The sequence below is a fragment of the Caldisphaera sp. genome, assembly GCF_023256325.1.
Taxonomy (GTDB): Archaea; Thermoproteota; Thermoprotei_A; order Sulfolobales; family Acidilobaceae; genus Caldisphaera.
This window is the reverse complement of the sequence record NZ_JAGDXI010000018.1, coordinates 1-25,334: the sequence shown is the minus strand read 5'-3', so window position 1 is coordinate 25,334 and position 25,334 is coordinate 1. Positions and strand designations below refer to the sequence as shown.

Sequence of the window (25,334 nt, the reverse complement as noted above, 5' to 3'; positions counted from 1 at the left end):
TAATCTGAAGAATAAATCTTATATGATACTTGATTTCTTAAATAGTAAAGTGGAGGAATATAAAAAAGGGATCTTATAAATACCAAGTAATTTAAAAATTATTATGAATATAATTTTTTATAAGTTTTTGAGACGTAAGACATAGCAATAAGTGCTCCTAAAGCTATACCTACAGCTAAATAAATTATATACATTCCGTAGTCTATAGCATTATTTGAAGAGTATATTGTAACATAATTTACTGAATTAGCATTATTGAAAGATAATTCACCTAAATACCAAATAATAGAATCAACAACGGCAGTTTCCATTATGCTCAAAGCGCTTGCAGGTTCGCTATTTATTATCTGTTTGGCATAGTTCATATATGAATTATCAATTGAACTTTGCAATCCTCTTGAGGCTAATTCAGAGCTAATTAAATTAAACTCGCTTTGTAATTCTGTTGCATATTGACTTGTTACAAATGGATAATTTGTTCCTGTTATTATAAATATAATACTTAATGAGTTTTGTAACGCATCTTCATATACTCCAATAGCAGCTGTATAATAGCTCTTGCTAAGCAAGCTATTTGCATTTGATAGCAAATAGTTAAGATCATTCTTCATTGCGCTAAGTATTTGAGCATCTGCAATATCACCAATAGATGTATATTGAGAAATATAATAGTCTATTAAAGAATTTGCATAATTTACAGCGGTTGTTGTATATGTCGACGCCGCGCTTGCTGTTGATAATATCAATCCTTGAGAAATAAATGGTGGGGTTCTATTGGATAAAACTGCTGCTTCAGCCCACGATAATGCACTCTCTAATCTGGCCTGAGAATACGCAATATTTTGCGCTATCGTTAATAAAGAAGAGTTAGATATACTGGATGATATGCTTTGTGTATATTGGGCACTATATATTGTATCTGCTATTCTGCTAAAAGCGGTTGCCATAAGTTCTTGTGAGTATAGGGTATTTAGATTAGAATAATTGATAAGCTTAGATTCAAGATTATTTGCTTCATTTATAATGTTTTGAGTAACATTATTGACAAATGTAGATAAGTAGCTACTTTTATTCAAAGATAGTTCGTAAAGCCATATGGTATAGTTAGCTGTTAATGCATAGTAATAAGCTGTAAAAGCATAGCTTGCTGATGCATATGGATCTTTATTTATAGTCTCCTTTGCTAAGTTAATATTAGTTTTAGTGTAATTTATTATTTGTTGTACATTTAAAATTAATAAGGTTTGATTATTTAATATTGGCATATTTGAATTAACTTCGTTTAATATTTTATTAGTTTGATTAATAAATTGGTTTGAGGCATTTTTCATAGCTAATTCAAATTCTGCGTCTTTTGATACATTAATGTTTATGTCGTATTGTGAAGTCTTGTAAATTTCGTTAGATGCATAAATAATCCCTGGAACAGGCAAGAATTTTTTGCAATTAGATACACCACTGTTTGCCAGATTACCTACTGGAAATGCTAAGGTCAAATTATTTGACGAGGCGGCGGAACATTTTTCTGATAAGCCACCTATAGGGCCAGATAGACCAGAAGGGGATACAGCTCCTGTTATTGCATATGTGTGTAATATAGAAGTGTTTAAACCAGTGGCTAAACCATAAGTCGCAAGCATTACTCCAAAGCTACCGCTAGGCCCCGATATAGAACCTGAAACATTAATGAAAACTTTCAAATTATAATTGTTATAATTTAACCCAGCATATAACATTGCTACCATATAAGCCATCTCCATGCTATATAGTGTAGAACTTTGAACTTGTCCATTGCTTTGCACGATAACTTGTCCTGTTCCTGGATAAGATAAGGTTACAGTAGTATTTATCACAGTTCCACTATTATTTCCTTCAACAGCTGGTAAATAAAGCCATGTAGATCTAGACCACTGAGTTTGTTGAGTCTCTTCTAGTTGCTGTGCTTTTATTACTGGAGATAGTAAGAATAATAATGTAATTGCAAGCATAAATATAGCTATCATCAAATTTTTCTTTTTCAATTTTAAGCCCCTCCACTCACTAAATATGTGGAGAGGGTTTTAACTTGTGTGGTGAGGAATATGGGTGGTAAAAAACAGAATAAGGTTAAGGAAGATCAAATAGATCAGAAAGCATCTACAGCAAAGGAGTTAAAAATAGTTGCAACTCAAGTTATAACTAAAGATAAAGTAATTCAAAATCAAAAACTTATGTCACTGCTTTATTTAATATCTCAACTTGGTATGGTTCATGAGAGAACTCTGCAAATAGTTGTTTCTGAACTTAAGAATAAAGGAATAGATTTAGGCTATCAATTTAACCAGTTAGGAAATGATCCTTACAGCCCAGCATTAAAGAATGATATTGTTGCATTATTATATACGGGCTTAGCTGAGGCAGAGCCAAGATATAGAAAGATTAGAGTAACAGGGGATGGTAAAGAAGTTTTAGAAAAAGCTGAAATACAAAAATCATTCCAAGAATCACTAAGTAAAGTATTAAATGAAATAAAGAATAAAGCCTCTTTAACTGATGCCGAAATTGATTTCGAATTAAGAAAAGCAAACAAGCTTTCGGGTAAGAAACCTAGGAGTTAAACTCTAACATTTTTGATAAGGTATAGGGGTTTTTAAGGAATAAACCTAGTAAAATATCTTAACCTCTTATTACATTTAATTGATCATATTAAATTGGTGCTAAAGTTAATGATCAGATATGTTCATCTCCTGGGTAAAGAATCCAGACAAAAAATAATACAGATATTAGCTAATGAAAGAGGAGTAAGGGAACTTGCAAATGAATTAGGGGTTACTCCAGCTGCAGTTAGCAAGTATCTTTCAGGTTTAACTCATCCATCGGATATTGTTTTGGAAAAAGCAATAAGTATTGCTAATGAGGAGGAGATAACCAGTATAGTTAAGGTAGTGTCTGATGAATTTATCGAAGGGTTATCTAACTTTATTGATTGGAGTTTAAATAGAGGTATTTTAGATATAAAGTTTTATAAAAGGCTAAATGATTTGACAGCTAAAGTTGGTCTTGTTACATTGGGTCAAAAAGATTTTACAACTGCTTAAAGAACAACTTTTTATGTTATGAAAATTGATAAAGAGTTAGAAATAGATAAGCCTGAAGTTTATTGTATAAATAAATAGGTTAAAAATGAAGCAAGTATATATCGGACTAATTTTAGTAAATGGTAAAATAATTAATTGAAATTACTACCAGTAAGTAATTATTTACTTTTATCCGAAAATTTAAATTATAGTGTTAAATAGTATGATATAATATGAGTTGCTATGAGAAAATTATAATAAAAATGAATATTTAATAATATTCATATTTATTTATAAAATCTTTCGATGTCGAAAGAATATCATAAGATCCTTCACTGCATTTATATATTATATCAATCTTCCCTTTTTTAAGTTATTTTTCAATTTAAGTTATAAGTTCGCAAGTTAATATAAGATCTTGTTTATTCCAAGTTTCTTGTCAGTTTGTGATATAGAATCATATTTAGAAGAGATTTCAAGAGATGCCCTTATTGCATCAATGTTTTCTGGAACTACAATAGATTCTTGATGTACTGCTTGGAAAAATTGAACTTCATTTTCATCTATGCTTATAGAATCCTTAAATACGACTAATTCGTTGACATCCCCTCTTTCCTTTACTAATCTTGCTGCATCTATTATTTGTGCTGTGCTTTGTATATCAGACAATTTGGTATCTAAAAGAATTATTCTTGGGGCTTGCATTAAGGCATCTATGATATCATTTTTTTCAATCTTATCTTTAAATCTTATTGTAACATGATGTACATGCATTAATGTTGTTGGAACTACAACGGCAGCAGTTGAGATATTTATCCAAGGTATGACAGATTTAACGTCTAATGCATGATGGCTTGGTAAATTCACAGGGTTTAATACAATTGAATTAATTGGGCCTTTTTTAATCTCTTGGGGATCAGCGCCTCTTCTTATTAAAACAGCATTTATCTTCTCTATTTTGGAAACTTGATTTAATGTGCATATACTTCTTAATAAACCAGTTGTATTGCATGATACAACTCTAATGCTTTTTTTACCATAAGCTTCATCGTAATTACATAGAGAGTTAAAAGAAATATCAGCTATGCTAGCTTCTTCTCCTCCTTGAAAGATAGAGTTTATCCCATTAGTTTTGTATAATTCTTTATAAGTTTCACCAACACCATCAGGTGTAGCATCAACTACAATATCTGATTCTTTAATTAGATCATTTATTGTTCCCCTAACTTCTATTCCTTTTTTTCTAAACGTTTCTATATCTTTATCTGATATTGTATAAATGTCAATCCCGGCTCTTATTGCGTATAATGCGTTGTAGTCAGGTTTCTTCTTCACTATGCCTGAGACTATCATATCGTCTTGTTTGTTAACTGCTATAGCTATCCTTTTTCCGATAGTTCCAAAACCATTTATTGCTACCTTTACCTTACTTTTCATATTATATCCCTTTGAAGAACTTTTCGTATGATAAGGTTAATGCTTCAATACCAGGCATTTTTTCTCCTGATAGGAAATAAACAACTGCCCCTCCACCCGTACTAATATATCCAATTTTTTTTCTTAGCCATGGTGATAAATCGTCTAGTATTGAAATGAAATGTCCGCCTCCAAATATTACATAAGCATTACTATTTAGAGATGCCTCAGCCATTTTTATCGTTCCTGCTTTAAATCTCTCATCTTCAATAACTCCTGCTGGGCCTCTCATAACTATAGTTTTAGAATTCTTTAGTATCTCACTATACTTGCTTATAGTTTCTGGCCCTATGTCTTTTGCTGCCCCTTTTATTTCTTTAGCACTCACAACTTCTGTTCCATTATTGACCTCAGAAATAAAATCTTCTGGAACTATGATATTTTCATAGTTTAAAAGAGCTTTAGTTTCTGGGATTAAATGAGTAAACTTTTCGTTTATTATTTTCTCAGCGCTTCCCACATTAAATCCCTTGGCCTTTAAAATTAACAAAGAAACCAATCCTCCAGTCAATATATAATCCGCTTTATTTGACTTTACTAAATGGCTAATTATTTTTATTGCATCGCTAAGCTTTGCTCCTCCTATAAAGAAAGTCCTTGGTCTTTCTCCATGAAGAGCTTTAGATAGACCTTTTATTTCTTCTTCCATTACTCTTCCTGCTATTCCTGGTATAACTAAGGGAAAACCAGCAATGCTAGCTTGACTCCTATGAGAGCTTGCAAATGCGTCTCCAACATAATAATTAAATAATGGCGATAATTTTTTTACGAAGTTTGTTTCTATTAGCTGTTCGAATGGCATTTCTATATTTTCTTCCGATAAAAACCTTGTGTTTTCTAGGACTAAAACTTCTCCAACCTCTAACGTAGCTATTCTTTTCCTTGCTTCAGGTCCAATTATATCACTAATAAATTCAACGTTAAATCCAAGCATTTTAGATAAAATTTCTGAGTGTTTTTTTAAAGAAATGAAATCGTTTTCTCCAGGTCTACCTTGATGACTCATAATTACCAATTTAGAGCCTAATTCAACTAGCTCTTTTATTGTTTTTACATGGGACCTTATTCTACTCGTATCCATAATCTCATTATCTTTTATGGGAGAGTTTATATCTACTCTGGCTAGCACTTTTTTGTTTGTGAGATCTACATCGTCTAACGTTGCTATGTTCTTCCCATTATAAGAAATTGTCACTCCACTCACCCATATTAACCCTGTGAAATATTAAAAAACTGAAATATAAAAACCTTTTTCATATAAGATATTTTAGCTAATATTAATGCAAAAAATAGGGATTAAAAATGAAAATAAAGTGGTGCGGAAATTCATATTATATAATAGAAAAAGATAATGTTACGATTGCCATAGATCCCCATGATGGTTATAGTCTTAATTTAAAACCGTGCTATGTTGATGCAGATTATATTATAATAACGCATAATCATTATGATCATAATGCAGTAGAGATGTCTTATGGGAATAAAACTAAGGAAATAATAAGAGACATTGTAGGAGAAAAAAGAATAGATAATATTAGGATAGAATTTTATGAAATGGCTCATGATAAAAATGGAGGAAAAATATTTGGTAAGGTTAAAGCATTTAGCTTAATTATTGATGGAATAAAAATAGTAAATCTATCTGATATAGGGGAAAAATTTAACGAAATCATAAAAGAAGTATTCTCTCCTGTTGATATTTTAATGATTCCTGTTGGTGGAGTTACAACAATAAATTATTTGGAAGCGATAGAATATATAGAAAATTTAAAACCAAAAATAGTTTTACCAATGCATTATTGGATTAAGGGATCTACATTGCCTTACGATTCCATTGATAAGTTTGTAAACAGTATTAATTATAAAAAAATTTTTATGAATTCTAATGAGGTTAATATTGATCTAAATACATTGCCCAATGATATTCAAGTATTTATATTAAAATACAATTAACTATTTTAAATCTCTCTTCTGCCATATGCTGGTTAAATCTCTCTTTCTGACGTCTCTCATCATTGATTCAAGTCTTTTATATACAGTGCTATGCATCTTTCCTTCAATTAATAAGTCTATTCCATGTTGTGCAATGATAGCTCTATCATAGTCACCAATTATACCAACCATATTGTTCCCTACATGTATTATTGTTCCTGTTATTTCTTCTATGGTTTTTTTAGCCCTTCCATCTTCACCAATTATCCTACCCATAACTCTCTTAATATGATTCGCCGAATCACCTACTTTTGATTTTATATCTATAATTAGCAGAACACTATCTTCATCTAAAAGGTCTATTATATCTTCTTTAGAGAAACCTATGCTTATTGCTTGTATAACATCTTTTGCTTTCATCATATCTGCAGGAGATGTTTCATTACTAATTGGTTCTATTGTTACGAGGGAATTGTTTCTATCTATGTCAAGCTTAATCTTTAGTCTTGTTTCTATATCATTTTTTATACTGTTAAATTCACTCATAAAGTGTTCTATATTATCAAACGGTAGTTGTGCGTATACTTTAACCCATTTTTCTACTCTTCCTTCCTTGTTAGACAAGACATTGTCCCTCTTTCTAATTCCTCGTATTCCTCCACATTTATTAGCTTTGAGAAGAAAGAATAAACATTTTTCAAATCTCTTTTAAGAAATGAAAATGCGTTCGGATGGTTTAAATCAACAGATTGTGAAACATCAATAATATAAACTTTTGAATTCCAATACATAATATTGTATTCACTTAAATCAGCATGAACTAAATTGGCATCACATATCATTTTTACCAAATTTTCTTTTATTTCATTATATATTTTTAATATGGTTTCACTATCTAATTCCTTATATATTTCATTTAGCAATGGTGCTCTATACCCATTTTCCCCTATGAACTCCATTACTAAGACATTCCCGGATAATCCCTTAGGTTCAGGGACATTTATATCGTATTTTTTCATTCTTTTTAAGTTATTAAATTCTTTTTTCGCCCATAGATATATTAATGATCTAAATTTATTTGGAACGGACTCGAACCTTGGATCTCCATATATGTATTCTTTAATGCTTTTTCTAAATTCTGCAGTAGAAGTTAAAAATATCTTTATTGCTAGGTCTTCATTATTAAAACCTTTACCCCAAAATAACTTTGATTCCTTACCAGAGCTAAAGGACCCTTTAATTTCCTTAATTACTTTTTTACTTGTTAACTTATAAAGATGGTAATTTGTAAAAGAATCTATTACTTCATCAACAGTTTTTATTATATCTTCATCTTTTAGTTTTTTCTCTACTTTACTTTTCTTATTTTTGTTCAACCACCTTCCTCTCCTAATAGATCTTTTGGCAGTAAACCTTTTTGCATTAATTCCTTTACTTCGCTTTGCTGATATTTATGGACAACTTCACCTTTCATATCTGATGTTCCCCAAGGTAAGAAGAGGATTGTATCTCCTTCATGAAGCCAAACCCTTCTTCTCATTTTTCCTGGTATCCAAGCTTTGTATTTGTTACCATCTGAACAAATAACTTCTAAAAATCCGGCTCCAATAACTTTTTGTACAACGCATATCATTGTACCGTCTTCATCATTGGGTAAGGGCATTTCACCTTTAGATCCGTTATCACGATTTTTCTGTTTTACCAAACTAAATCTCATCCTCCAAATTTATCTTAGTATAGAATAGGTTATTTTAATTTTTCTAGTTTATTATTAACACAATTTATGTTTTAAAATTTATTATTTAGCAAGAATATACCGTATCTCAAAGGGAAAATTTTAGGTATTGTAGTACAGTCTTTCCATCAAATAAATAAAGTTCTTAGATAAATAAGCTTTGAACTCTTGTCCTTCTCTTAGATCATCTATAAGGCCTTCAATGCTATGCTCTCTATATTCATATGTATTAGTATAGTTAGATTCTTTATCAGAGAATACGTATATATCATTATTTTTTTCTATTAGTTTTACTATTTTAAGATTTGTTTCTTCATCATATAATCTAAATCCTTTATTCCATAGATTTTCAGTTTCGATGATTTTCTTTTCTCTGGAATTCAAATTTTCAACCAAAATACCATTTAATCCTTTTGATACGTATATATATGGTTGACCTTCATAAACGAAAATGTCTTTTGGTTTTAGGTTAAGAAGTCTTACTGATATATACATTCTACTCTTTCTTGAACCATCTTTATTAACTCCTATAAGTTTGTATGTCTCTATAGTTTTGGCCATATATTCCTCTTTTAATTTAGTTGCAATAGCCTTGGCATATTTATTATCTCTAATATATAAATCGAATCCATCTTTTTTTATTTCTTCAACCTTTATAATTTCTCCTCTTGATAAAGTTGCAATTTTATTTATTTGCTTTTTAATTTCATTATAGAGTGATTCCGATATTTTATTTGGATACCCTCTTATTTGAATTATCGCATTATAACCCCTTAATGTTTTTATAGAAGAACAAGTGGGACAAATTGTATCGTTTAATTTAATAATCACCATTTTGTCTTCCGATAGGCTTAGATTTTTATAAGATGCCTCAATAATTATCTTTGCTTTTATGTAGTTTTGATTTCTTTCTATAAATTCAATTTCTTTGATATATGTATCTTTAATAGGTTCTACAGGTTTCATTTTTTCTGTTATGTATATTCTTAAATAGCTATCCAAAGTCTCTTCTAAGGTCTCTAATCCTGACGTCCATTGACCTAAGTATTTATAAGAGCCACAAATGTTACAATATGTAAACTCTACTTTATCAGGTATTATTGCAAGACCTTTATGTTTTATAAAGCAGTCTTTGCAAAATTTGTCTATAAATTCTACTTCGTTGCTCGATCTTCCACACATTGGACATATTTTTTCAGGCATTTTTCTCTTCCTAAATATTAAATATAGACAGAATTTATTTAATTTTGTCAGGCCAGATGATGTTATTAAATAAAGAACTATTAATTTTATGATAATAAATTATTAATTAAACAAGATTGTTTAAAGTTAATTATTTTACATTGTAATAATAAATCTGGGTATAAGCATTGGTTACTAGAGTTGCGGTTTTAGGCACAGGAAATATGGGAAGTGCTATAGCCGAGAGACTATCTAATTCAGGATTTACTATATTTTTATGGAATAGAACAATAGAAAAGGCAAAATCAATAGGGTCTAAATTGAACGCTGAGGTCTTTGATACTCCTTGGAAAGCTGTAGAGAATGCTGATATAGCTATTTCATTAGTTTCAGACGACAATGCGCTTTATGATATTGTATCCCAAATGAGGAGAGCAGATGGTTTATTATTTATTAACTCTTCTACGGTTACCCCTAATGCTAGTATGATTGTTTCTACACAATTAAAGGAACTCGGTATTTGTTATGTAGAAGCTCCCATTATTGGGAATCCTCAAAATTTAATAGAAGGTAATGCAGTTTTTCTGGTTGCTGGAGAAAGAAATTGTGTTAGATATTCTATGGGGATTTTAACTTTAGCAGGAAAAGTTATTGAAATTGGTAACGAAAGCTATAAAGCATCAATTGCTAAGTTGGTATATAATTCTTTATTAATATCTTCAATTGCTTTATTAAGCGAATCATTAACTTTAGCAGATGCTTATGGCATTGAACCAAATAAAATAAAAGAAATAACAAAAAACACCGTTTTTAGCCAATTTATTGAAAAATATTTAGATAGAATATTATCTAACAGCAATCTTACATCTTTTAGGCTTTCCTTGGCTGCTAAAGACTTAGAATATGCGAATAGGTCTGGATTTGATGCAGGCGTTGCATTACCAATAATTAGAACTGCAGCTCAAGTTTTTAAGCAAGCAGAAAACTTTAACATGAAAGATGTAGATTATACAAAAATATATGATTTTATAAATCCAAAGAAAAATAGAGAAGATAAAAATAAAAAAACTTAGTAAGAAATTGATGCCTCATCGCTTTGGCCCCTCTTCATTTTTTATTCAGAAGCGGCCACATACTAATCACAGGCATCAATTAAATATAATAAAATTGGTCTTATTAATAGTTTAATGCCAAACTAGAATTTAATAATTACAAATTAAGAGAATTTAATCTAAAGGTAGTTATTTGATTCATTTCGTTTAGATCATTGCATATATAGCTCTCTTCAACTACATTATCTATATTATAGTTAATTTCTTTGGCAATTTTTATTATGGTTTCTTTATTAGTTGCAATTATAGCCAAATTATTATAGTTTTGTGATTTATTAATAGCCTCATACAGCTGTTTAGACCTTGTTAAATAAGTCAAGGCTCTTAAAGATAAGTTTGATACTTTATGATTTAGCGCTGTTGAATCTTCAATTACATAGCTGTATATGAGAGCTAAGGAACAAGGCTCTACTTGATTTGGTACTGAAAATATTAATGTTTCAGGCTGATATTTTTTTGAGAGTCTGGCAATGAATTTTTTATCAAACATTAAATTATTAAATATAGACAAATAAATTTTTTCAAATGGAAAACTAAAATTAATTATTATCAACTTCTTACACCTAAAGTTTGGTTTAAGTAACTCTCTATTTCTTGAGTTGGATATAGACCAACAAATTGATTAACTGTTGAGCCTGTTTGAACATTGTATATTATTAATATCGGCGTTGCATCTATTCCTTGATTATAAGCTAAATTAGCTATAGCATATGCATTTTTCATAGTAGAGTTGATATTATTGTAGTTAATTGATAAGTTGCTTTGATTAAATATCAAATATAATGTGTACGGTGTAGGCATTTCGAGCTGTGATGTTTTATTATTTTCATATAGCATTATATTATAATAATAAATAGCATAGTCTTTTTCTAAAACATTATAGAATTGTGTAAATCCATATTTTTGATATAATAGATCTAACATAGCTATCATTTCCAAAGAATATTGATGTATCGGCATACCGATAAAAACTAATTTTGCATAGTTGTTCCTGGCTAAATATTTCAAATAAGGAAGAGTGCTGTTAAATTCTATGGCACAATATGGGCATTCAGGATCATAAACAATAAAAAGATAATATTTTGATGAGTTAGATCCATAACTAGGGACTAATGATGTATTTATGTACGGTAATAGAGGCCTAACGTTTATTAAATTGCTAGTTATGGTCTGAGTTGATGTAGGTTGTGCAGTTTGACTACTTGTTGTATATAACTTAGATGTACTAGCTTTATTTATTGCTATGTATGAGCCTATTCCTATGACTATAATTGCTAAAGCAATTACCAAAGTTATTATGCCTTTATTCGTTTGGCTTCCACCTCATATTATATGCTAAAAGAAAAGTTTATAACACTAATTTTCATAACACAAATAGAATTTAAAATATAAACTTTTTAAGTTATATTGAGTTAGTATTTACTTTTGTATGTCTTTTTGAGACTCTTGTTTTTGATCTTCACCTTTTGATTCTTTCGTTATCTCTTTTAACTCTTTTTCTAGCTCTTTTTCAATCTCTTCTATAGGCTTTGGTGGAGGTGTTGTTGCTAGTGTATATCCTATCCACCCGATTATAGCAAATACTGCTAATACTGCAATGCTCCCTGTTAATTTTAGTAATATTAAGCTGGCTTTTGCAGCTATTGGAGGGTACCATAATATAATAAGATACGCCAATATTATTACTATTGAAACCACCATTAATAAAGCTCCTGTTGCTTTGTCTTTATTCATTCTTTCACCGCTATACATCAATAAGTTTAAATAAATATAAATTTATCGTTTTTGTAAATCAATATGTGATATTTATAAAATTAGAAATCTCTTTTAGTATTTTTTCGCTAACTTCATTTATGCTTTTTTCTTTGTTTCCTTCAACCTCGTCTATTTTAATTATTTTAGTACCTTCATTTTTTGCCATTTCTAATACTTGATAATATCTATTTTTCACCACTTCCAAAAACGATCTATTCTCAAATACAGATATTTTGGTTCTCTTTGAAATTCTTGCTAAAGCTACATCTAAAGGAACTTCAAGAAAAACTATAATATCAGCGTTTATTGCATATTGATTGATTTTATGAACCCAGTTAATATTATCACCTTGATAAGCCATATTTGAATATTTATATCTATCAGTAATTACTATATAATTTTCATCAATATAACTTATAATTCCCTTGTTTGAGCCATCACCATATTTCAAATGATATAATCTATCTGCCGCGAACAATAAGGCAATTATGTTGTTATCAATAATTTTGTCTTTCTTATTTATGATCTCTTGTATTAATAAACCAATTTCGTTGTTTGTTGGTTCTTTGGTATATATTGATTTATATCCTAACATATTTAGTTTTTCATTTAATATTTTAGAATGAGTTGTTAATCCACTACCGTCGATTCCTTCAAATGCTATTAGCATGCCTTTTCTCAATATTGATCCCGATATAAACTTTATGTGTTTCCTATTAAATTCTTATTTCGGTTTTCTCAAATTACAATGGAATATTTAAAAGGCTGAATTATAATTAAAATTTAGGGGACACTAAAAACCTTAAAGTTTAGGTTAGCCTAAAAATACTTAAGGCCTGCTAATTAAAAATGAGAGGATAAGTATGGAATACAAGGAATTATTAAAGACGTTTGGACCAGCATGGATAGTAATGATAGCAGATGTAGATGTAGCATCAATAGTAGAAGGCCTGCAATCTGGAGTAGCATGGGGTTACAGAATGGTATTTATAATGTTAATTTTAACTATCCCATTGTTCTTTATACAGGACGCTGCTGGCACTTTGGGGACAGTATCAGGTATGGGATTAGGCGAGGCCATAAGAAAAAAATTTGGTAAAAAACAAGCTATAATCGCTTCAATTCCAATGTCTATTACAGATTTTTTAGAATATGTGGTCGAATATGCCGGCATAGGACTTGGGTTGGAATTATTGGGTATTCCATTGGAGATCGGATTGGCAATTGCATTTGTTTTTCATATTTTAGTTGCAACTAGCAGAAAATATAGACATGCAGAAGCAGTCTTAGTTCCAATAAGCTTTATTTTAGTTGCAACTATAATTTGGTTATCTTTCATTTTTCCAATAAATTGTAAACAATTTTTATTATATGGTATAAGCCCCCTACAGCCTTATACTAATAAATCATTTGATTTTCTATTTGCTGCAAGTATTGGAGCAGTAATTATGCCGTGGATGTTGTTCTTTCATTCAGGGGCAGATTCAAGAAAAAAATTGAAAATAGAAAATATGAGAGCTGAAAGATTAGAAACACTAGTTGGGGCAATTATTTCTGAAGTTTTAATGGTTGTAACAGTTATAGTCGGGTATAATTTAAATAAGTTAGATCCTTCCATGGGATCTAATATTCTAGACTACAATTTACTGGCAAGTATGTTGAAAAATTTTAACTTGAGTGCATTATACCTATTAGGTGTAGGATTCATAGCATCGGGTTTTCTTGCTTTAGTAGTAATATCTATGGCATCTGCTTGGGGAGCTCTAGAGGCACTTAACATAAATAAACATAAATGGTACGTAATGATTTATTCTTTAGAATCATTGCCAGCAATGGTTTTAGTATTAATATCTAAAAACTTAGTTTACTTAATGTTGGAATTAATGGTTATTTATACGATTGTTGTTGCGCCTCCTTTGTATTACTTAGGTAGATTAGTTTCTGACTATAAGATAATGAGGGGAAAACCTATAAAGGGCATTAGATTAAAATTATATTGGTTATTATCTGCATTAATTGTTATGGGAGGCTTGCTTGGGTTTATTTCTTTATTTTAAATAATATCACATTTAATAAAGTGTTTCCAATCTTATAAAAATCGAATTATAAAAATTAACAGTATGCCATAGCTCTAATAAGATTTTCTTTAGCTAGTTCAGCATATTGCATTACCTGGGGGACAGGAGGTATTTGATCAATAATTTTCTCAACTCTGTTTATTACTTTTTGAATTTCTATCATATTGCAATCATATATGCTAAGATCTATTACTTGTCTTGATAATCCTTTAAGTGAAGCTCTAATCACTACTAAGCTACCAGTTTCATCTTTGTTTATAATTGTATTTAAGTAAATTGCTGCTTGATTTAAGTATCTGCTGGCCTCTAATATTAATAGCTTATAAGATTTATCATCGCGTTTAGCTGTCAATTCTTCCACCTGCAGTACTTATAACTAATATGTTAGTATTTGAGAAAAGTTAAAAGCATATTGACGAAGAAGTTAATAAAATTCAACTTTAGCTTAAAATTTGTAAATATATAAACTAATAACTAAAACATTGGGAAAAATAGTAAAAGCTTAAAAGTGGGAGCACTTACAATAAGATTGTGATCCGAATTGGGTGAAGAAAGAGAATTAGTGTTAGAAAACGTTAGAATTTTAGATCCCGAGTCTGGTTATGTTAGCAATAATGGTTTATTGGTAATAAAAAATAATATGATAAAGGACTTTGGTAATAAAGGATCTGTAGAGTTATCAAAAGATGTTAATTCTATAGATTGCAAAGGTCGTACAGTAATGCCGGGATTAATAGATGCTCATTTACATGTGACAGGTCAAAGATCTGGAAAGATTGAAGAAAGCCTTGTCACACCTTTAGGAGTATTCTATGCTAGAGCAGTTAAAGATTTGGAAGCATTAATAAATGCAGGATTTACAACGGTTGTTGATGCAGGCAGTTTAATAGCTCTGCATCTTAGAGATGCTGTAAACGAAAACACGATAGTTGGTCCAAGAATAGTAGCTTCAGGACTTCCATTGAGTATGACTTTTGGCCATGCAGATACTCATTACATGCCAGTAGAGTATGTAGATTATAGAACTAGTAAAAAATTAACACCTTTCATGTCATTGATTTGTGATGGTACGGATGAATGTAGAAAAGCAACAAGATATGCTATGAGAGAAGGCGCTGATTTCATAAAAGTGATGGCAACAGGAGGTGTATTGTCTCAAAGGGATAAACCAGAACATAGGCAATTTACATATGAGGAACTTAAAGCCATAGTTGACGAGGCTCAAGCTGCTAATAGATGGGTTCATGCTCACGCTCAAGGTACTGAAGGAATACTTAATTCTCTAAGGGCAGGTGTTAAAGTTATAGCACACGCAATATACATAAACGAAGAAGCTTCCGAAGAAGCTAAAAAAAGAAATGCTGTTGTTGTCCCAACTCTCTCAATTGTGCAAAGATTGATAGATGATGGTGAAAAACTAGGTGTTCCAGAATGGGGATTGAAAAAGTCAAAAGAAGTTTATGAGCAACATCTAAATGCGATTAGATTAGCATATAAGATGGGCGTTAAAATAGCTACAGGAACCGATTTTGATGGAGGAATAGGTAAAATGGGTACAAACGCTATGGAATTAAGATTATTTGTCGAGAAAATTGGTATGCCCCCATTAGAAGCAATAAGAGCTGCCACAATAAATGCTGCATCAGCTGCTGGACTTGATGGAAAAGTCGGTTCAATGAGAAAAGGCGCTTTAGCTGATCTAATTGTAATTAATGGAGATCCAACTGAAGATATAAATACTTTAGTTAAAGTGGACAACATTGAATATGTAATTAAAGATGGAAAAGTCGTAAAGAAACCTAGCAGTTAATAAAACTTTTCACAATAATTTAGGAGGTTGTCTTTTTTAATTCAGATATGGTGGTTTATAAAATCTGCAATTATGATATCTTAGATAGCTTGAGTTTACGAGTCTAGCAGATAATGAGCAAGACTTTGCAATTATAACAGGTAGTTCTAGGTCGTGCGATAATATTGCCTCCATATGCTTGAACTATGAGAGGTTTAATAGTTGGGTAGAACTCTTCTTATCTCCTCTCTGTCCTGGGGGTCAAGACTAGCCTTTCATTTGTCATTTGTGATGTAGAGCATTTAGAAGCAATTGATATTTTATTTTGTGTTAATTCTTATTCTATTTATGTCATAATCTTTTATTTTTCCATCAGAAATATCTATTTCTATGGAAAATATTACCTCTGCATCTATTAAATCACTTTTAAATTTATACTTGCATTCAACAATCCCTTCTTTTGAGTTGTTGCAAATTAATTCTATTCCTTCAGTGCTTAAAGTTTCTGAAAACTTTTCTATAAAATCTCCTATGTGGTCATCTAAATAATCTTGTATTGTATTTATGTCTTCTGCTAAATCATTTAATTCATCAGATAATTCATCTATATCATTTACGTTTTCAAGATCAATATAACATGTCAAGCTATACACCAAAATGATATTTCTTAAATTAAAGTTTTAAATATATGTGCTATTTTATAATTTAATATGTAAAAATTAAAATTTAAACTAAGTAATACTGAGAGTTTCCAACTTTAATTGCAGAAAATTAATTTAATAAGAATTGGGAAATAAAAATGGAGTCAGTTGGCCAAAAAAGTATTGAACCCATGCAAAGTATAAATGCTAACTTACTTGATATTATGAATAAAAATTTAGATTTAGAGGTATATATAGATAAGCATGCATGGGAGTTACTAAAAGGTTATTTGTATAAAAAAGGATTTGTTGTAGAACTATCAAAGAAACCAAAGCATTTATACATATATGTTTCTTTGGAGAAAGGAAAAATATCAATTGAATTAAAGGATAAAGATAATATGATATATAAAGAACTTATGACAATTGAAGATTTTGTAAAAACCTTTTCATGACAGCAAGTTGATTTTAAGTTAATCGGAATATATGAAATAAAACGTTGTAGTTAATTTTCTTCTAAAATTTAATTTATAGTATTATTCATTATTTAGCTTCCATAAGGCATTTAATTTATCAAAAACTTCTCTTGCTTCTAGTTCCTCTTGTTGTACTATACTAATTAATCCTTCTGCACTTCTTAAAACAATAATATAGGATTTTTTTGATGATATTAAATCATATAGTATAGGTTTATAAATTTTAAAAGATATTCCTAGTTCTTTTCCTTCATCTTTTAACCCTTTATTAAACTCATTAAATTCCTCAACAAATACTCTTATATCGTTAACGAACATCATTACTGATTTTATTAATGGTTTAAGATTTTCTTCCCAATTACTTAAATTTCTGCTTGTTGCGATGTATAATATGTCTGTATCTCTGGCTTTTTCGGCTAATACGGATAAGAGATTATAATACCCCTTTACCATAAGAATTTCATTTATGTTTTCTGATATAGTTACATTTTCAAGATTATCTGCTATATTTAGAATTTCTTTTATTTTTTTCTTTGATTCTTCTTCTAAGCGGGCAATAGCTGAAACTGCAACAGCTCTTGGATGGACTGCTCTATACCAACCCTTTGGATCAGAAACAGCCATACCTTTAGCTTCAAGTACTTTTATTACATCATAAATTCTAGGCAATGGTACTCCGCTTTTTGCGCTGGCTTCCTTAGGATCCTTAGCCCCTTCTAACAAGGCTAAATACAATTTTGCTTCATAAAGCGTTAGATCCAAGCTTTTTCTTATTTTTTCTATAATTTCATCTTTTGTATTTTCTGACACAATATACCCCATTATATTTAATCCTGATAGAAAAGATAAACTTTTAAAAAATTTAAAATAAAAAAATTAAAATTGGTTATTTGCCGGAACCGGCAGTAGCGCTGTTAAGGTTATTAGTTGAAGTTGGTATACTTTCTGCTGATGGAATCTCTGGGAATTCTTGTTTCATCTTTTGTTCTGCTACTAAGCTTGCATCTTTTAATATCTTTTGGGCTTCTTCAGTTACGAATTCGTTTTCTAACATTGGTACGCTTCCAGAGCTGTATTGCATTAATGCCATCTGTAATTCTTCATCTACTCCCATTAATTCTGTAAACACGTCTGGCATCATTCCCTTTAAGTATCCAGCTACGCTCTTCAGAGCAATTATAGCTGGGGCTAAGTCTGCATTAACGTCACCAAATATTAATGTTGTATCTAATCTCAACTTTACTCTTTCTAAAGCAAATCTAACAGTCATTAATACCTTAGCCATCTTTCTTACTTCAGCTACTTCATTAGCATACATTCCAGCTTTGCTTTTGTCTCCTTCGACCAATGCATTAACAGTCTTTTCAAATAGTTGTTTATCATATGCTTCTAGCTTGCTTAAATTGTAGTCCAATTTATTTATTTGAGTTGCTATTTTATATGTAGCACTTATTATTTGCCCCTTTAATGGGGGAGGGGGTCTTACAAACTCTTTTACTTTCTGACCTATAGTCTCCTTCTTCTGTTCATACCATCTCTTGTTCCATTCATCTAAGCTGCTCATTAATTGCTCACCGATAATCTATAGTTGGTATTATATCTTAATAAGGAGAAGAACTTAGTAAGTGGGGGTTTCACATTATATATTCTACCTGTTAATTAAAGATTGGTGTCTATAGTGGCGATCCTAAAAATTGATGAGGTTTCCAGATATACTGGCGACGAAATACATGACGAATATGGAAGAGTTTTAGGAACTATAATAAGTATACAAAGCTCAGTTGATGGTAGGGTTGAAAGTCTTACAATTAAAGTTGCAGATAGGTATCTCGAAACAATAGAAGGAGAAAGATTAAAAATACAGGAAGGTAAAATAATTGTTATACCAAATTGGAAATTTGAAGCTAGTAGGATAATAGAAAACTTAGATAGAGCATATAAAAGAAGGAAGGCATTAGATACAGTAAATGGGCAAAACGAATTACCAAGTAGTGTAGTAGAACCAATGAAAAGAAGGCTAGAAGAAGACATAAAAGCTCTAAGAATTAAAGCAGACGAAGTTAAGAAAGTTATAAATGGTAGAGTAGGAGAAATAGAAGATGAAGAGCTTAAAGTGGCTAAAGCTATAGCTAGTATAGAAATTTCATATTTTAGTGGTGAAGTTGGTGAAAAAGGTTACACACAAAGCATGAATCATCTAAGAAAGCTAAAGGAATCAATAAGTGAAGAAAAAAGAAATGCAAAAGAGTATTTGGAGAAATTAGACAAAACTATGCAATTAGCATTTAGTGAAAACAAAGAAGTAGCTAAACCTAAAGAGGAAGAGAATAAAATACCGCAAATTCCTCAAACAAATCAAGGATCTTTAGTAGTGAAAATACAAGGTTAACGGTATAATTTTTTATTATGATATTATAATCTATTTATTTTGGTTAAAAAGAAAGAAAATTTATTCCCCTCAAATGTATAATTAGAATATGCGCGGGGGTGCCCGAGCTTGGTCTAAAGGGGACGGGCTCAAGACCCGTTGGCGTAGGCCTGCGTGGGTTCAAATCCCACCCCCCGCATTTTTATGATGGTGAAAATATGAGTAACGAAAGTCAATATAAGATAAGTATGTCTACTTTTTCGATAGTAGGAGTTGACGTAGATAATGGGGATCTTGGAGTTGCAGTCGCTTCCAAATTTTTAGCTGTAGGTCATGTTGTACCATGGGTCAAAACAAATGTTGGAGCAATTGCAACCCAAGCATGGGCTAACGTCAGATATGGTCCATTAGGATTAAGATATTTAGAAAAAGGGATAAATCCAAAGGATGTTATAAATAGATTAACAGAAAAGGACAGGAAAAGAGATTATAGACAAATTGGTATTGTCAATTTTAAAGGTGAATCGGCAGCGTTTACTGGAAAGAATTGCCTTAGTTATGCGGGTCATATAACAGGAAATGGCTTCTCAGTGCAAGGTAATATATTAAAAGGTGAAGAAGTTTTAAATTCTATGGCAAGAACCTTCGAAAATGCTAAAGGCGAATTAGTTGATAAACTTATTGCAGCTCTTGAGGCTGGAGATAACGCAGGTGGAGATAAAAGAGGAAAACAATCTGCTGCATTGATAGTATTAAGAAAGTGTGGAGGATATGGAGGATGCCGTGCAGGTGTTGATAAGTATGTTGATATTAGGGTAGATGATAGCAATGAGCCAATTGCAGAATTGAAAAGAATTTTTAAGATATGGGATTTAACATTTTTAAAAAGAGATAAAGAATTATTGGATTGGGAGGACATATGGAGTGATGTAGCAAAAGCATTAATAAAATTAGGCTATTTAGATTATGTACCTAAGAAACAAAATGATAAAAAATTGGTTATGGCCTTTAATACTTGGGTTAGTACTAATAACTTTGAAAACAAGCTTAGAAGAGATAAAAAAGTTTGGAAATCTATTTACGATTATTTATTGGATCAATCTAAATCTTAAATTAACATTTAATTTATAAATCCTTTTTTAATAACAAATGTTATGTAGCTTACAATTTTTAGGTTTATATATATTATCGTAATATGATTTTTTAAAGTCCGAAATACATTTATTTTAAACATGGTGAAAATATGAAATCGCTAAGTAAATCTGCTTTGATAATAGCAGTTATCATAATTGTAATAGCGGGGCTGGGGCTATACTATTATGAATCTTATGGAAAGGTTTATGTATATTTATCCGATCCAGGTAATTCGAGTTTCATTGCAATTTATTTAACTGTAACATCAATTCAAGTTCATTCTAACAAAGGATGGATGACTATATCTAATAAGACTGAAACCATCCAACTATCTTCAATACCTCAATTTGTTGCATCGGCTAATCTTCCTACAGGTAATTATACAGAACTTAGATTTGTTGTAGAATCAGTAATGATATCACTTGCGAACAATGTTAACGTGTCAGCTACTTTGCCTAGCAATGTATTTAAAGTCGCGATACCAGGTGGATTGACTGTAAAGAGTGGAAGTCCACAGTATTTAACAATAAGCATTGGACCTCATGTCACAGAAACTGGAAATGGTAGCTTTATATTAAGACCACTTATAACAGTAACTGCTTCAAATAAACCTCCAAAATGATTTTTATGTTTTCTTTTGTTCACTTTCTGTTTGTTTTGGTTGAGTTTGCATTAATTCTTGCATTTTTTGGATTCCAAAAACTCCTAATGGAGATCCGGAAATTGGACCTGCAGCCGGAAGATTAACTGGTATGAGCATTAATGTATTTTTACCCTCCATTCCTAATTCATAAATCATGTTCATCCATCTTAGCATAAAAGCTTCATCATGATCTCTGTATAAATTAGCTGCTTCAACCATTTTTTGAGCAGCTTGGAACTCTGCTTCAGCTAATGTAACTCTAGCTCTTCTTTCTCTTTCAGCCTGAGCCTGCCTTGACATTGCTTCTACCAAATCGTGTGGAATTTCTACATTTCTTATCTCAACAGCAGTAACTTTTACACCCCATGCTTCTGTTTTACTATCTATTATGTTTCTTGCTAAGGCTGCAACTTTATCTCTCTCAGCCAATACCTCATCCAAAACTGTTTGACCAATAACCTCTCTTAGAGTTGTTTCAGCTGCTAATTGAGTTGCTATATTATAGTTTTCTACAGATAATACTACTTTTTGCAAGTCTACAGGTTGATAATACATTACTGCATCAACAACTACGGGAACATTATCTTTAGTTAAGGATTGCTCTGTCCTAAATGCTAAAGCTTGTAATCTTGTTGATATTCTAAAGGGTATTTGAGAAATAAAAGGTATTACATAAACTATTCCAGGTCCTTTAAGTCCTCTGAATCTACCCAAAACTAAAACTGGAATTCTTTCCCATTCTTTGACAATTTTTATACCGCTTAACAATATAATTAACACTATTAAAATGATAAAAACTTCAATAACCAATAATCCGAAATTTATCAAACTTTACGCCCCATTATTACTATTATGTGCGCAGTTAAAAGTTTACTTTAATAAATTTTTATTTTAGAATGTTTATTTATATTGAATTTATAACGAAGGAATCTGACTATTTTCATGCAGGTAAGTTTGCAGGCATCAATAAAAAACAATAATTATATAAATTAAAAGTTTTACATTACCGCTAAACGAGATAAAGTCTTTTTTATTACTTACTCTCGATCTTCTTTACTATTAATTTTAGTCCTTCAATTCTTAAAACTTCAACCATTTCTCCTTGATTTGCTGTACAAGATTCACATATTGCCTTCCATACAATACCTTCTACTTTAACTTCTCCCTCTGGGTTTAATGGTGATATGACAACACCCTTCTTTCCTATTAATGATTCAGGTCCTGCTAGTTTTTCCTTTTTCCTCAAAGGGCCTGCTATCCACCTAATATATAGACCTGCTACGATCCCCACAGCTCCCACGCCAGTTATTTCTAACTGGGATATATAACCATTGGGAACACCCGTTGAAATAAATGGAATACCCTCTGCCATGAAATAAATTCCTAATGCAGACACTATAGTTCCTGCCATTAATGCAAATCCGTGACCTAATTTTAGTTCAATTAACATTATTGCTGCTCCTATAATGATTAAAGTAATTCCAAGTAAAGAAGCACTTATAATTTCAGCTCCAACAAGTCCAGCAATAATGGCGATAATTCCTATTACAGTTAAAAATATTGTTGGATGATATAAATCTAATAATATTGCTAAAAAGCCCAATGTCATTAAAATTCCATCTACTGTTGAGTTACTTATAGCACTTAAGAATTGTTCATAGAAATCCTCGCTTATATGTATTTGAGGATTATTAGTTAAATTCCAAGACTTCAATGCAGAGCTAAGCGAATCTGATATGCCATTAATTAGATGGTATTGATAAGCCTGGGAAGATGTATACGCTATATCGTATAAAACCATGTTTGTTGCTGCAGTTGTATTACGTCCCCATTTTTGGGCTAAACTTTGCATAAAACTTATCATAGCATCTTCTGTATGATTTTGTTCTAATTGAGAGCCACCTACAACTATAGGAGTTGAAGGACCAATCTCTGAACCAGTACCCATTATAATTTGATTCGTTGCCATAGCTATATAGCTTCCTGCTGAAGCAGCAAGGCTATTAGGAGGGACATAAGTATATGTAGGAATGCCTGATTTATTGGCCTCTTCTATTATGTTTACAATACTTATCATATCGCTTAAATACCCTCCAGGAGTATTCATTACTATTACTATAGCTGATGCATTATAACTCTGTGCAATAGTTAATGCTCTCTGCATCATATCACTTGAACCTATATCAACTGGTACATCAAAATTTACTATTATAACGGGCTTTTTTATGGCACTGTTTGTGGTATTTACTTTAGTGAGCAATATAAGCATGATTAATAATAACGTGATCATTATGTATTTTTTTGTTTGTTCCATACTTATACCCTATATTTAAATAAAATTTAAAAGCTATAAAATTACATTAAATATTATATGATGATCGATATGAAGAAAACTGAAAATGTTGGATTTTTTTCAAGAATCAGATGGGGATTTGGAAGTATATTATTAGTAATTTTGTTAATAATATTTTCAGCAATTTTTATATACATATATCATAAATATAATAGCAATTTATCTTTGTTCGTGGCAATATTATTTTTAATTGTGGTAATTATTATAGTCTTTGTTAAATCTTCTGAAATTATTTTGCCAATGAATCCAACAACAACACCAATCATTGGCAAGACTGGTATAGTAATAAAAAAGATTGAAGCTGGGAAACCTGGTGTAGTTAAAATTGATAATCAACTATGGTCTGCATATAGCGACACGAGTATAAAAGAAAACACAGAAGTTATAGTTACAGAAGTTAATGGTATTTATGTAAAAGTTAAAGAAAAAACCCAAAAATGATAGGTGATTGAAACATGAAGCAATCAAATTACAGCAAAATAATGAAGTTAGTAAATAAATCTAGTATGGCTATGGTATATATATCAATATTATTGCTAATAACAGCACTATATTTGGTTACAAGAAATTTAGGTTTAATACATGCAAAAATAATTTTACTCGCTTTTTTACCTATATTTGTTTCTGGCGTTGCAGAATCTTATTCTTCATCATCTTTAAGGCCGAGCGATAGGTTTGCCTCAATAATATTGATATTACAAATATCATCAACGATTCTTACTTTAATTTTAAGCTTAACTTCTCTTATTACTGGAAAAATAATATTTTTATTGGTATCTTTATTTTATTTTGGTCTAGTTAATTTAATAACATCAACAAGATCTAAAGGGGATGTTATGATATCTGTTTTATTAATAGGCTATACAGGAATTTTATCATCATTGTTTTTATATTTAAATTCTTCTGAAAATATATTCCAATTAGCTATTGGTTTTATATTTATATATGCGATTTCTTCAATATATGCTGTAACAATACATTCATTTCCAAATACGTTTAAAGATAAACCAAAAATACCAATAGTATATTTGCTTTTTGCATTACAAACTATATCAGCCATAATTTATCCATTTATGTTTAGGGTTTCTGTAATATTATTTTCCATTTCAGCTATAATTTTCTACACATCGATTAACATATACAGATATAAAAAATATAATAATTTTGCTAAAAATACTACTAATGTATATGCAAAGGCAGGTACATTGTATATGCTATATGGTCAGGAAATAGCTGCTTTATACTCGTTAATTTTATTAATATCTTCAATTTTATTATATTATAATATAATTGATATGCTTGATTTTATTCATATTCTCATAATTGGATTTGTTGGGATCCATATATTTATTCATGCTCCACTTATGTTACCTGTTATATTGAGATGGACATCAGCTAGAAGATATTCATTATTGCCATATATTTTGATTATTATAGCAGCTTTGATTTGGCCGATAGATCATCACGTATCATTTCTCTTTGTTGCATTGTCTATAGTATTTCTTGTATTGATAGTAAAACCTTCAAAAGAACCTATCCCTTTTTCATTAACTCATTGATTACATAAAAAGAAAGCCTCGCCCCTGGAAGGGGCGGGGATGATG

The 25,334-nt window shown here is 30.6% G+C and carries 30 protein-coding genes and 1 tRNA gene; 13 read left to right on the top strand and 18 right to left on the bottom strand.

From position 1 onward, the window contains the following. Nucleotides 1-101: 101 nt before the first annotated feature. Complete coding sequence (locus Q0C16_RS02995; protein WP_292319559.1) at nucleotides 102-2,021, bottom strand: hypothetical protein; 1,920 nt, start codon at nucleotides 2,019-2,021, stop codon at nucleotides 102-104. A gap of 60 nt (nucleotides 2,022-2,081) precedes the next feature. Here Q0C16_RS02995 and Q0C16_RS02990 point away from each other — a divergent pair, with 60 nt between their 5' ends. Beyond that, a complete protein-coding gene (locus Q0C16_RS02990; protein WP_292319558.1) occupies nucleotides 2,082-2,597 on the top strand; it encodes a hypothetical protein in 516 nt (171 codons plus the stop codon). 108 nt (nucleotides 2,598-2,705) lie between these two features. Then, nucleotides 2,706-3,077 (top strand): helix-turn-helix domain-containing protein, encoded by a 372-nt coding sequence (locus Q0C16_RS02985; protein ID WP_292319557.1) that lies wholly within the window; start codon nucleotides 2,706-2,708, stop codon nucleotides 3,075-3,077. A gap of 384 nt (nucleotides 3,078-3,461) precedes the next feature. On the opposite strand, the gene Q0C16_RS02980 is transcribed toward Q0C16_RS02985, so the two are convergent. Next, entirely contained in the window at nucleotides 3,462-4,493 is a 1,032-nt protein-coding gene (locus Q0C16_RS02980) for a type II glyceraldehyde-3-phosphate dehydrogenase (RefSeq protein ID WP_292319556.1), read from the bottom strand. A 1-nt stretch (nucleotide 4,494) separates the two neighbouring features. After that, nucleotides 4,495-5,736, bottom strand: a complete 1,242-nt coding sequence (pgk, locus tag Q0C16_RS02975; RefSeq protein WP_367117895.1) for a phosphoglycerate kinase — start codon at nucleotides 5,734-5,736, stop codon at nucleotides 4,495-4,497. Between the two features lie 98 nt (nucleotides 5,737-5,834). Here pgk and Q0C16_RS02970 point away from each other — a divergent pair, with 98 nt between their 5' ends. Then, nucleotides 5,835-6,485 carry an MBL fold metallo-hydrolase gene (locus Q0C16_RS02970; RefSeq protein WP_292319554.1) on the top strand — a complete coding sequence of 217 codons (651 nt, stop codon included), beginning with the start codon at nucleotides 5,835-5,837 and terminating at the stop codon, nucleotides 6,483-6,485. Here Q0C16_RS02970 and Q0C16_RS02965 read toward each other — a convergent pair whose 3' ends face one another. The 4 genes from Q0C16_RS02965 to Q0C16_RS02950 form a co-directional block, all read right to left on the bottom strand. After that, the gene (locus Q0C16_RS02965; RefSeq protein WP_292319553.1) at nucleotides 6,486-7,088 is read right to left on the bottom strand and encodes a pre-rRNA-processing protein PNO1; all 603 of its coding nucleotides are present in this window, start codon (nucleotides 7,086-7,088) and stop codon (nucleotides 6,486-6,488) included. Then, nucleotides 7,064-7,840, bottom strand: coding sequence for a serine protein kinase RIO (locus tag Q0C16_RS02960; RefSeq protein WP_292319552.1), 777 nt, complete (start codon nucleotides 7,838-7,840; stop codon nucleotides 7,064-7,066). The genes Q0C16_RS02965 and Q0C16_RS02960 overlap by 25 nt, the downstream gene beginning before the upstream one ends. After that, on the bottom strand, nucleotides 7,837-8,181 hold the full coding sequence (locus Q0C16_RS02955; RefSeq protein WP_367117894.1) for a translation initiation factor IF-1A: 345 nt from the start codon (nucleotides 8,179-8,181) through the stop codon (nucleotides 7,837-7,839). Before Q0C16_RS02955 ends, Q0C16_RS02960 begins: the two co-directional genes overlap by 4 nt. A 120-nt stretch (nucleotides 8,182-8,301) precedes the next feature. Then, on the bottom strand, nucleotides 8,302-9,402 hold the full coding sequence (locus Q0C16_RS02950; protein ID WP_292319550.1) for an NMD3-related protein: 1,101 nt from the start codon (nucleotides 9,400-9,402) through the stop codon (nucleotides 8,302-8,304). 167 nt (nucleotides 9,403-9,569) lie between these two features. Between Q0C16_RS02950 and Q0C16_RS02945 the strand changes: the two genes are divergently transcribed. After that, nucleotides 9,570-10,454, top strand: a complete 885-nt coding sequence (locus tag Q0C16_RS02945; protein ID WP_292319549.1) for an NAD(P)-dependent oxidoreductase — start codon at nucleotides 9,570-9,572, stop codon at nucleotides 10,452-10,454. A gap of 136 nt (nucleotides 10,455-10,590) precedes the next feature. On the opposite strand, the gene Q0C16_RS02940 is transcribed toward Q0C16_RS02945, so the two are convergent. The 4 genes from Q0C16_RS02940 to tmk all read right to left on the bottom strand — a co-directional run bounded on the left by Q0C16_RS02940 (nucleotide 10,591) and on the right by tmk (nucleotide 12,930). Then, nucleotides 10,591-11,046, bottom strand: coding sequence for a hypothetical protein (locus Q0C16_RS02940; protein ID WP_292319548.1), 456 nt, complete (start codon nucleotides 11,044-11,046; stop codon nucleotides 10,591-10,593). Continuing rightward, entirely contained in the window at nucleotides 11,043-11,783 is a 741-nt protein-coding gene (locus tag Q0C16_RS02935) for a hypothetical protein (protein WP_292319547.1), read from the bottom strand. Before Q0C16_RS02935 ends, Q0C16_RS02940 begins: the two co-directional genes overlap by 4 nt. 129 nt (nucleotides 11,784-11,912) lie before the next feature. Continuing rightward, nucleotides 11,913-12,227: a transcriptional regulator gene (locus Q0C16_RS02930; RefSeq protein ID WP_292319546.1), complete on the bottom strand. Its 315-nt coding sequence runs from the start codon at nucleotides 12,225-12,227 to the stop codon at nucleotides 11,913-11,915. A gap of 58 nt (nucleotides 12,228-12,285) precedes the next feature. Further along, nucleotides 12,286-12,930 carry a dTMP kinase gene (gene tmk / locus Q0C16_RS02925; RefSeq protein ID WP_292319545.1) on the bottom strand — a complete coding sequence of 215 codons (645 nt, stop codon included), beginning with the start codon at nucleotides 12,928-12,930 and terminating at the stop codon, nucleotides 12,286-12,288. A 181-nt stretch (nucleotides 12,931-13,111) separates the two neighbouring features. Between tmk and Q0C16_RS02920 the strand changes: the two genes are divergently transcribed. Beyond that, complete coding sequence (locus tag Q0C16_RS02920) at nucleotides 13,112-14,305, top strand: NRAMP family divalent metal transporter (protein ID WP_292319544.1); 1,194 nt, start codon at nucleotides 13,112-13,114, stop codon at nucleotides 14,303-14,305. Nucleotides 14,306-14,360: 55 nt separating this feature from the next. Here Q0C16_RS02920 and Q0C16_RS02915 read toward each other — a convergent pair whose 3' ends face one another. Beyond that, nucleotides 14,361-14,678: a hypothetical protein gene (locus tag Q0C16_RS02915; RefSeq protein WP_292319543.1), complete on the bottom strand. Its 318-nt coding sequence runs from the start codon at nucleotides 14,676-14,678 to the stop codon at nucleotides 14,361-14,363. 189 nt (nucleotides 14,679-14,867) lie between these two features. Between Q0C16_RS02915 and Q0C16_RS02910 the strand changes: the two genes are divergently transcribed. Next, on the top strand, nucleotides 14,868-16,136 hold the full coding sequence (locus tag Q0C16_RS02910) for an amidohydrolase family protein (RefSeq protein WP_292319542.1): 1,269 nt from the start codon (nucleotides 14,868-14,870) through the stop codon (nucleotides 16,134-16,136). Nucleotides 16,137-16,172: 36 nt separating this feature from the next. Here Q0C16_RS02910 and Q0C16_RS02905 read toward each other — a convergent pair whose 3' ends face one another. Beyond that, nucleotides 16,173-16,310, bottom strand: a complete 138-nt coding sequence (locus Q0C16_RS02905; protein ID WP_292319541.1) for a hypothetical protein — start codon at nucleotides 16,308-16,310, stop codon at nucleotides 16,173-16,175. 125 nt (nucleotides 16,311-16,435) lie between these two features. Beyond that, the gene (locus Q0C16_RS02900) at nucleotides 16,436-16,759 is read right to left on the bottom strand and encodes a hypothetical protein (protein ID WP_292319540.1); all 324 of its coding nucleotides are present in this window, start codon (nucleotides 16,757-16,759) and stop codon (nucleotides 16,436-16,438) included. A gap of 155 nt (nucleotides 16,760-16,914) precedes the next feature. Here Q0C16_RS02900 and Q0C16_RS02895 point away from each other — a divergent pair, with 155 nt between their 5' ends. After that, nucleotides 16,915-17,211, top strand: a complete 297-nt coding sequence (locus Q0C16_RS02895) for a hypothetical protein (RefSeq protein ID WP_292319539.1) — start codon at nucleotides 16,915-16,917, stop codon at nucleotides 17,209-17,211. An 81-nt stretch (nucleotides 17,212-17,292) separates the two neighbouring features. On the opposite strand, the gene Q0C16_RS02890 is transcribed toward Q0C16_RS02895, so the two are convergent. Beyond that, the gene (locus Q0C16_RS02890; protein ID WP_292319538.1) at nucleotides 17,293-18,042 is read right to left on the bottom strand and encodes a helix-turn-helix domain-containing protein; all 750 of its coding nucleotides are present in this window, start codon (nucleotides 18,040-18,042) and stop codon (nucleotides 17,293-17,295) included. A 76-nt stretch (nucleotides 18,043-18,118) separates the two neighbouring features. Then, on the bottom strand, nucleotides 18,119-18,796 hold the full coding sequence (locus tag Q0C16_RS02885) for a Snf7 family protein (RefSeq protein WP_292319537.1): 678 nt from the start codon (nucleotides 18,794-18,796) through the stop codon (nucleotides 18,119-18,121). A 114-nt stretch (nucleotides 18,797-18,910) separates the two neighbouring features. Here Q0C16_RS02885 and Q0C16_RS02880 point away from each other — a divergent pair, with 114 nt between their 5' ends. The 4 genes from Q0C16_RS02880 (at nucleotide 18,911) to Q0C16_RS02865 (ending at nucleotide 21,356) form a co-directional block, all read left to right on the top strand. Continuing rightward, a complete protein-coding gene (locus Q0C16_RS02880) occupies nucleotides 18,911-19,621 on the top strand; it encodes a CdvA-like protein (RefSeq protein ID WP_292319536.1) in 711 nt (236 codons plus the stop codon). Nucleotides 19,622-19,713: 92 nt separating this feature from the next. Next, nucleotides 19,714-19,799 (top strand) — tRNA-Leu (locus Q0C16_RS02875). Nucleotides 19,800-19,818: 19 nt separating this feature from the next. Continuing rightward, nucleotides 19,819-20,712 (top strand): DUF1028 domain-containing protein, encoded by an 894-nt coding sequence (locus tag Q0C16_RS02870; protein WP_292319535.1) that lies wholly within the window; start codon nucleotides 19,819-19,821, stop codon nucleotides 20,710-20,712. A 131-nt stretch (nucleotides 20,713-20,843) separates the two neighbouring features. Further along, complete coding sequence (locus Q0C16_RS02865; protein ID WP_292319534.1) at nucleotides 20,844-21,356, top strand: DUF4382 domain-containing protein; 513 nt, start codon at nucleotides 20,844-20,846, stop codon at nucleotides 21,354-21,356. A gap of 3 nt (nucleotides 21,357-21,359) precedes the next feature. On the opposite strand, the gene Q0C16_RS02860 is transcribed toward Q0C16_RS02865, so the two are convergent. After that, nucleotides 21,360-22,205, bottom strand: a complete 846-nt coding sequence (locus Q0C16_RS02860; RefSeq protein WP_292319533.1) for an SPFH domain-containing protein — start codon at nucleotides 22,203-22,205, stop codon at nucleotides 21,360-21,362. Between the two features lie 205 nt (nucleotides 22,206-22,410). Beyond that, entirely contained in the window at nucleotides 22,411-23,691 is a 1,281-nt protein-coding gene (locus Q0C16_RS02855) for a nodulation protein NfeD (protein WP_292319532.1), read from the bottom strand. Between the two features lie 57 nt (nucleotides 23,692-23,748). On the opposite strand from Q0C16_RS02855, the gene Q0C16_RS02850 reads away from it, so the two are divergent. After that, nucleotides 23,749-24,171, top strand: a complete 423-nt coding sequence (locus Q0C16_RS02850; protein WP_292319531.1) for an NfeD family protein — start codon at nucleotides 23,749-23,751, stop codon at nucleotides 24,169-24,171. A 14-nt stretch (nucleotides 24,172-24,185) separates the two neighbouring features. Then, nucleotides 24,186-25,289, top strand: a complete 1,104-nt coding sequence (locus Q0C16_RS02845) for a hypothetical protein (RefSeq protein ID WP_292319530.1) — start codon at nucleotides 24,186-24,188, stop codon at nucleotides 25,287-25,289. Nucleotides 25,290-25,334: the final 45 nt, after the last annotated feature.

Bases quoted from the DNA above. Each gene is read 5' to 3' on its own strand.
- Q0C16_RS02980 (WP_292319556.1), bottom strand. From the start codon at position 4,493: ATGAAAAGTAAGGTAAAGGTAGCAATAAATGGTTTTGGAACTATCGGA.
- Q0C16_RS02870 (WP_292319535.1), top strand. From the start codon at position 19,819: ATGAGTAACGAAAGTCAATATAAGATAAGTATGTCTACTTTTTCGATA.
- Q0C16_RS02950 (WP_292319550.1), bottom strand. From the start codon at position 9,402: ATGCCTGAAAAAATATGTCCAATGTGTGGAAGATCGAGCAACGAAGTA.
- Q0C16_RS02845 (WP_292319530.1), top strand. From the start codon at position 24,186: ATGAAGCAATCAAATTACAGCAAAATAATGAAGTTAGTAAATAAATCT.
- Q0C16_RS02930 (WP_292319546.1), bottom strand. From the start codon at position 12,227: ATGAATAAAGACAAAGCAACAGGAGCTTTATTAATGGTGGTTTCAATA.
- Q0C16_RS02855 (WP_292319532.1), bottom strand. From the start codon at position 23,691: ATGGAACAAACAAAAAAATACATAATGATCACGTTATTATTAATCATG.
- Q0C16_RS02990 (WP_292319558.1), top strand. From the start codon at position 2,082: ATGGGTGGTAAAAAACAGAATAAGGTTAAGGAAGATCAAATAGATCAG.
- Q0C16_RS02920 (WP_292319544.1), top strand. From the start codon at position 13,112: ATGGAATACAAGGAATTATTAAAGACGTTTGGACCAGCATGGATAGTA.
- Q0C16_RS02885 (WP_292319537.1), bottom strand. From the start codon at position 18,796: ATGAGCAGCTTAGATGAATGGAACAAGAGATGGTATGAACAGAAGAAG.
- Q0C16_RS02985 (WP_292319557.1), top strand. From the start codon at position 2,706: ATGATCAGATATGTTCATCTCCTGGGTAAAGAATCCAGACAAAAAATA.
- Q0C16_RS02955 (WP_367117894.1), bottom strand. From the start codon at position 8,181: ATGAGATTTAGTTTGGTAAAACAGAAAAATCGTGATAACGGATCTAAA.
- Q0C16_RS02895 (WP_292319539.1), top strand. From the start codon at position 16,915: ATGGAGTCAGTTGGCCAAAAAAGTATTGAACCCATGCAAAGTATAAAT.
- Q0C16_RS02850 (WP_292319531.1), top strand. From the start codon at position 23,749: ATGATGATCGATATGAAGAAAACTGAAAATGTTGGATTTTTTTCAAGA.
- Q0C16_RS02865 (WP_292319534.1), top strand. From the start codon at position 20,844: ATGAAATCGCTAAGTAAATCTGCTTTGATAATAGCAGTTATCATAATT.
- Q0C16_RS02970 (WP_292319554.1), top strand. From the start codon at position 5,835: ATGAAAATAAAGTGGTGCGGAAATTCATATTATATAATAGAAAAAGAT.
- Q0C16_RS02905 (WP_292319541.1), bottom strand. From the start codon at position 16,310: ATGGAGGCAATATTATCGCACGACCTAGAACTACCTGTTATAATTGCA.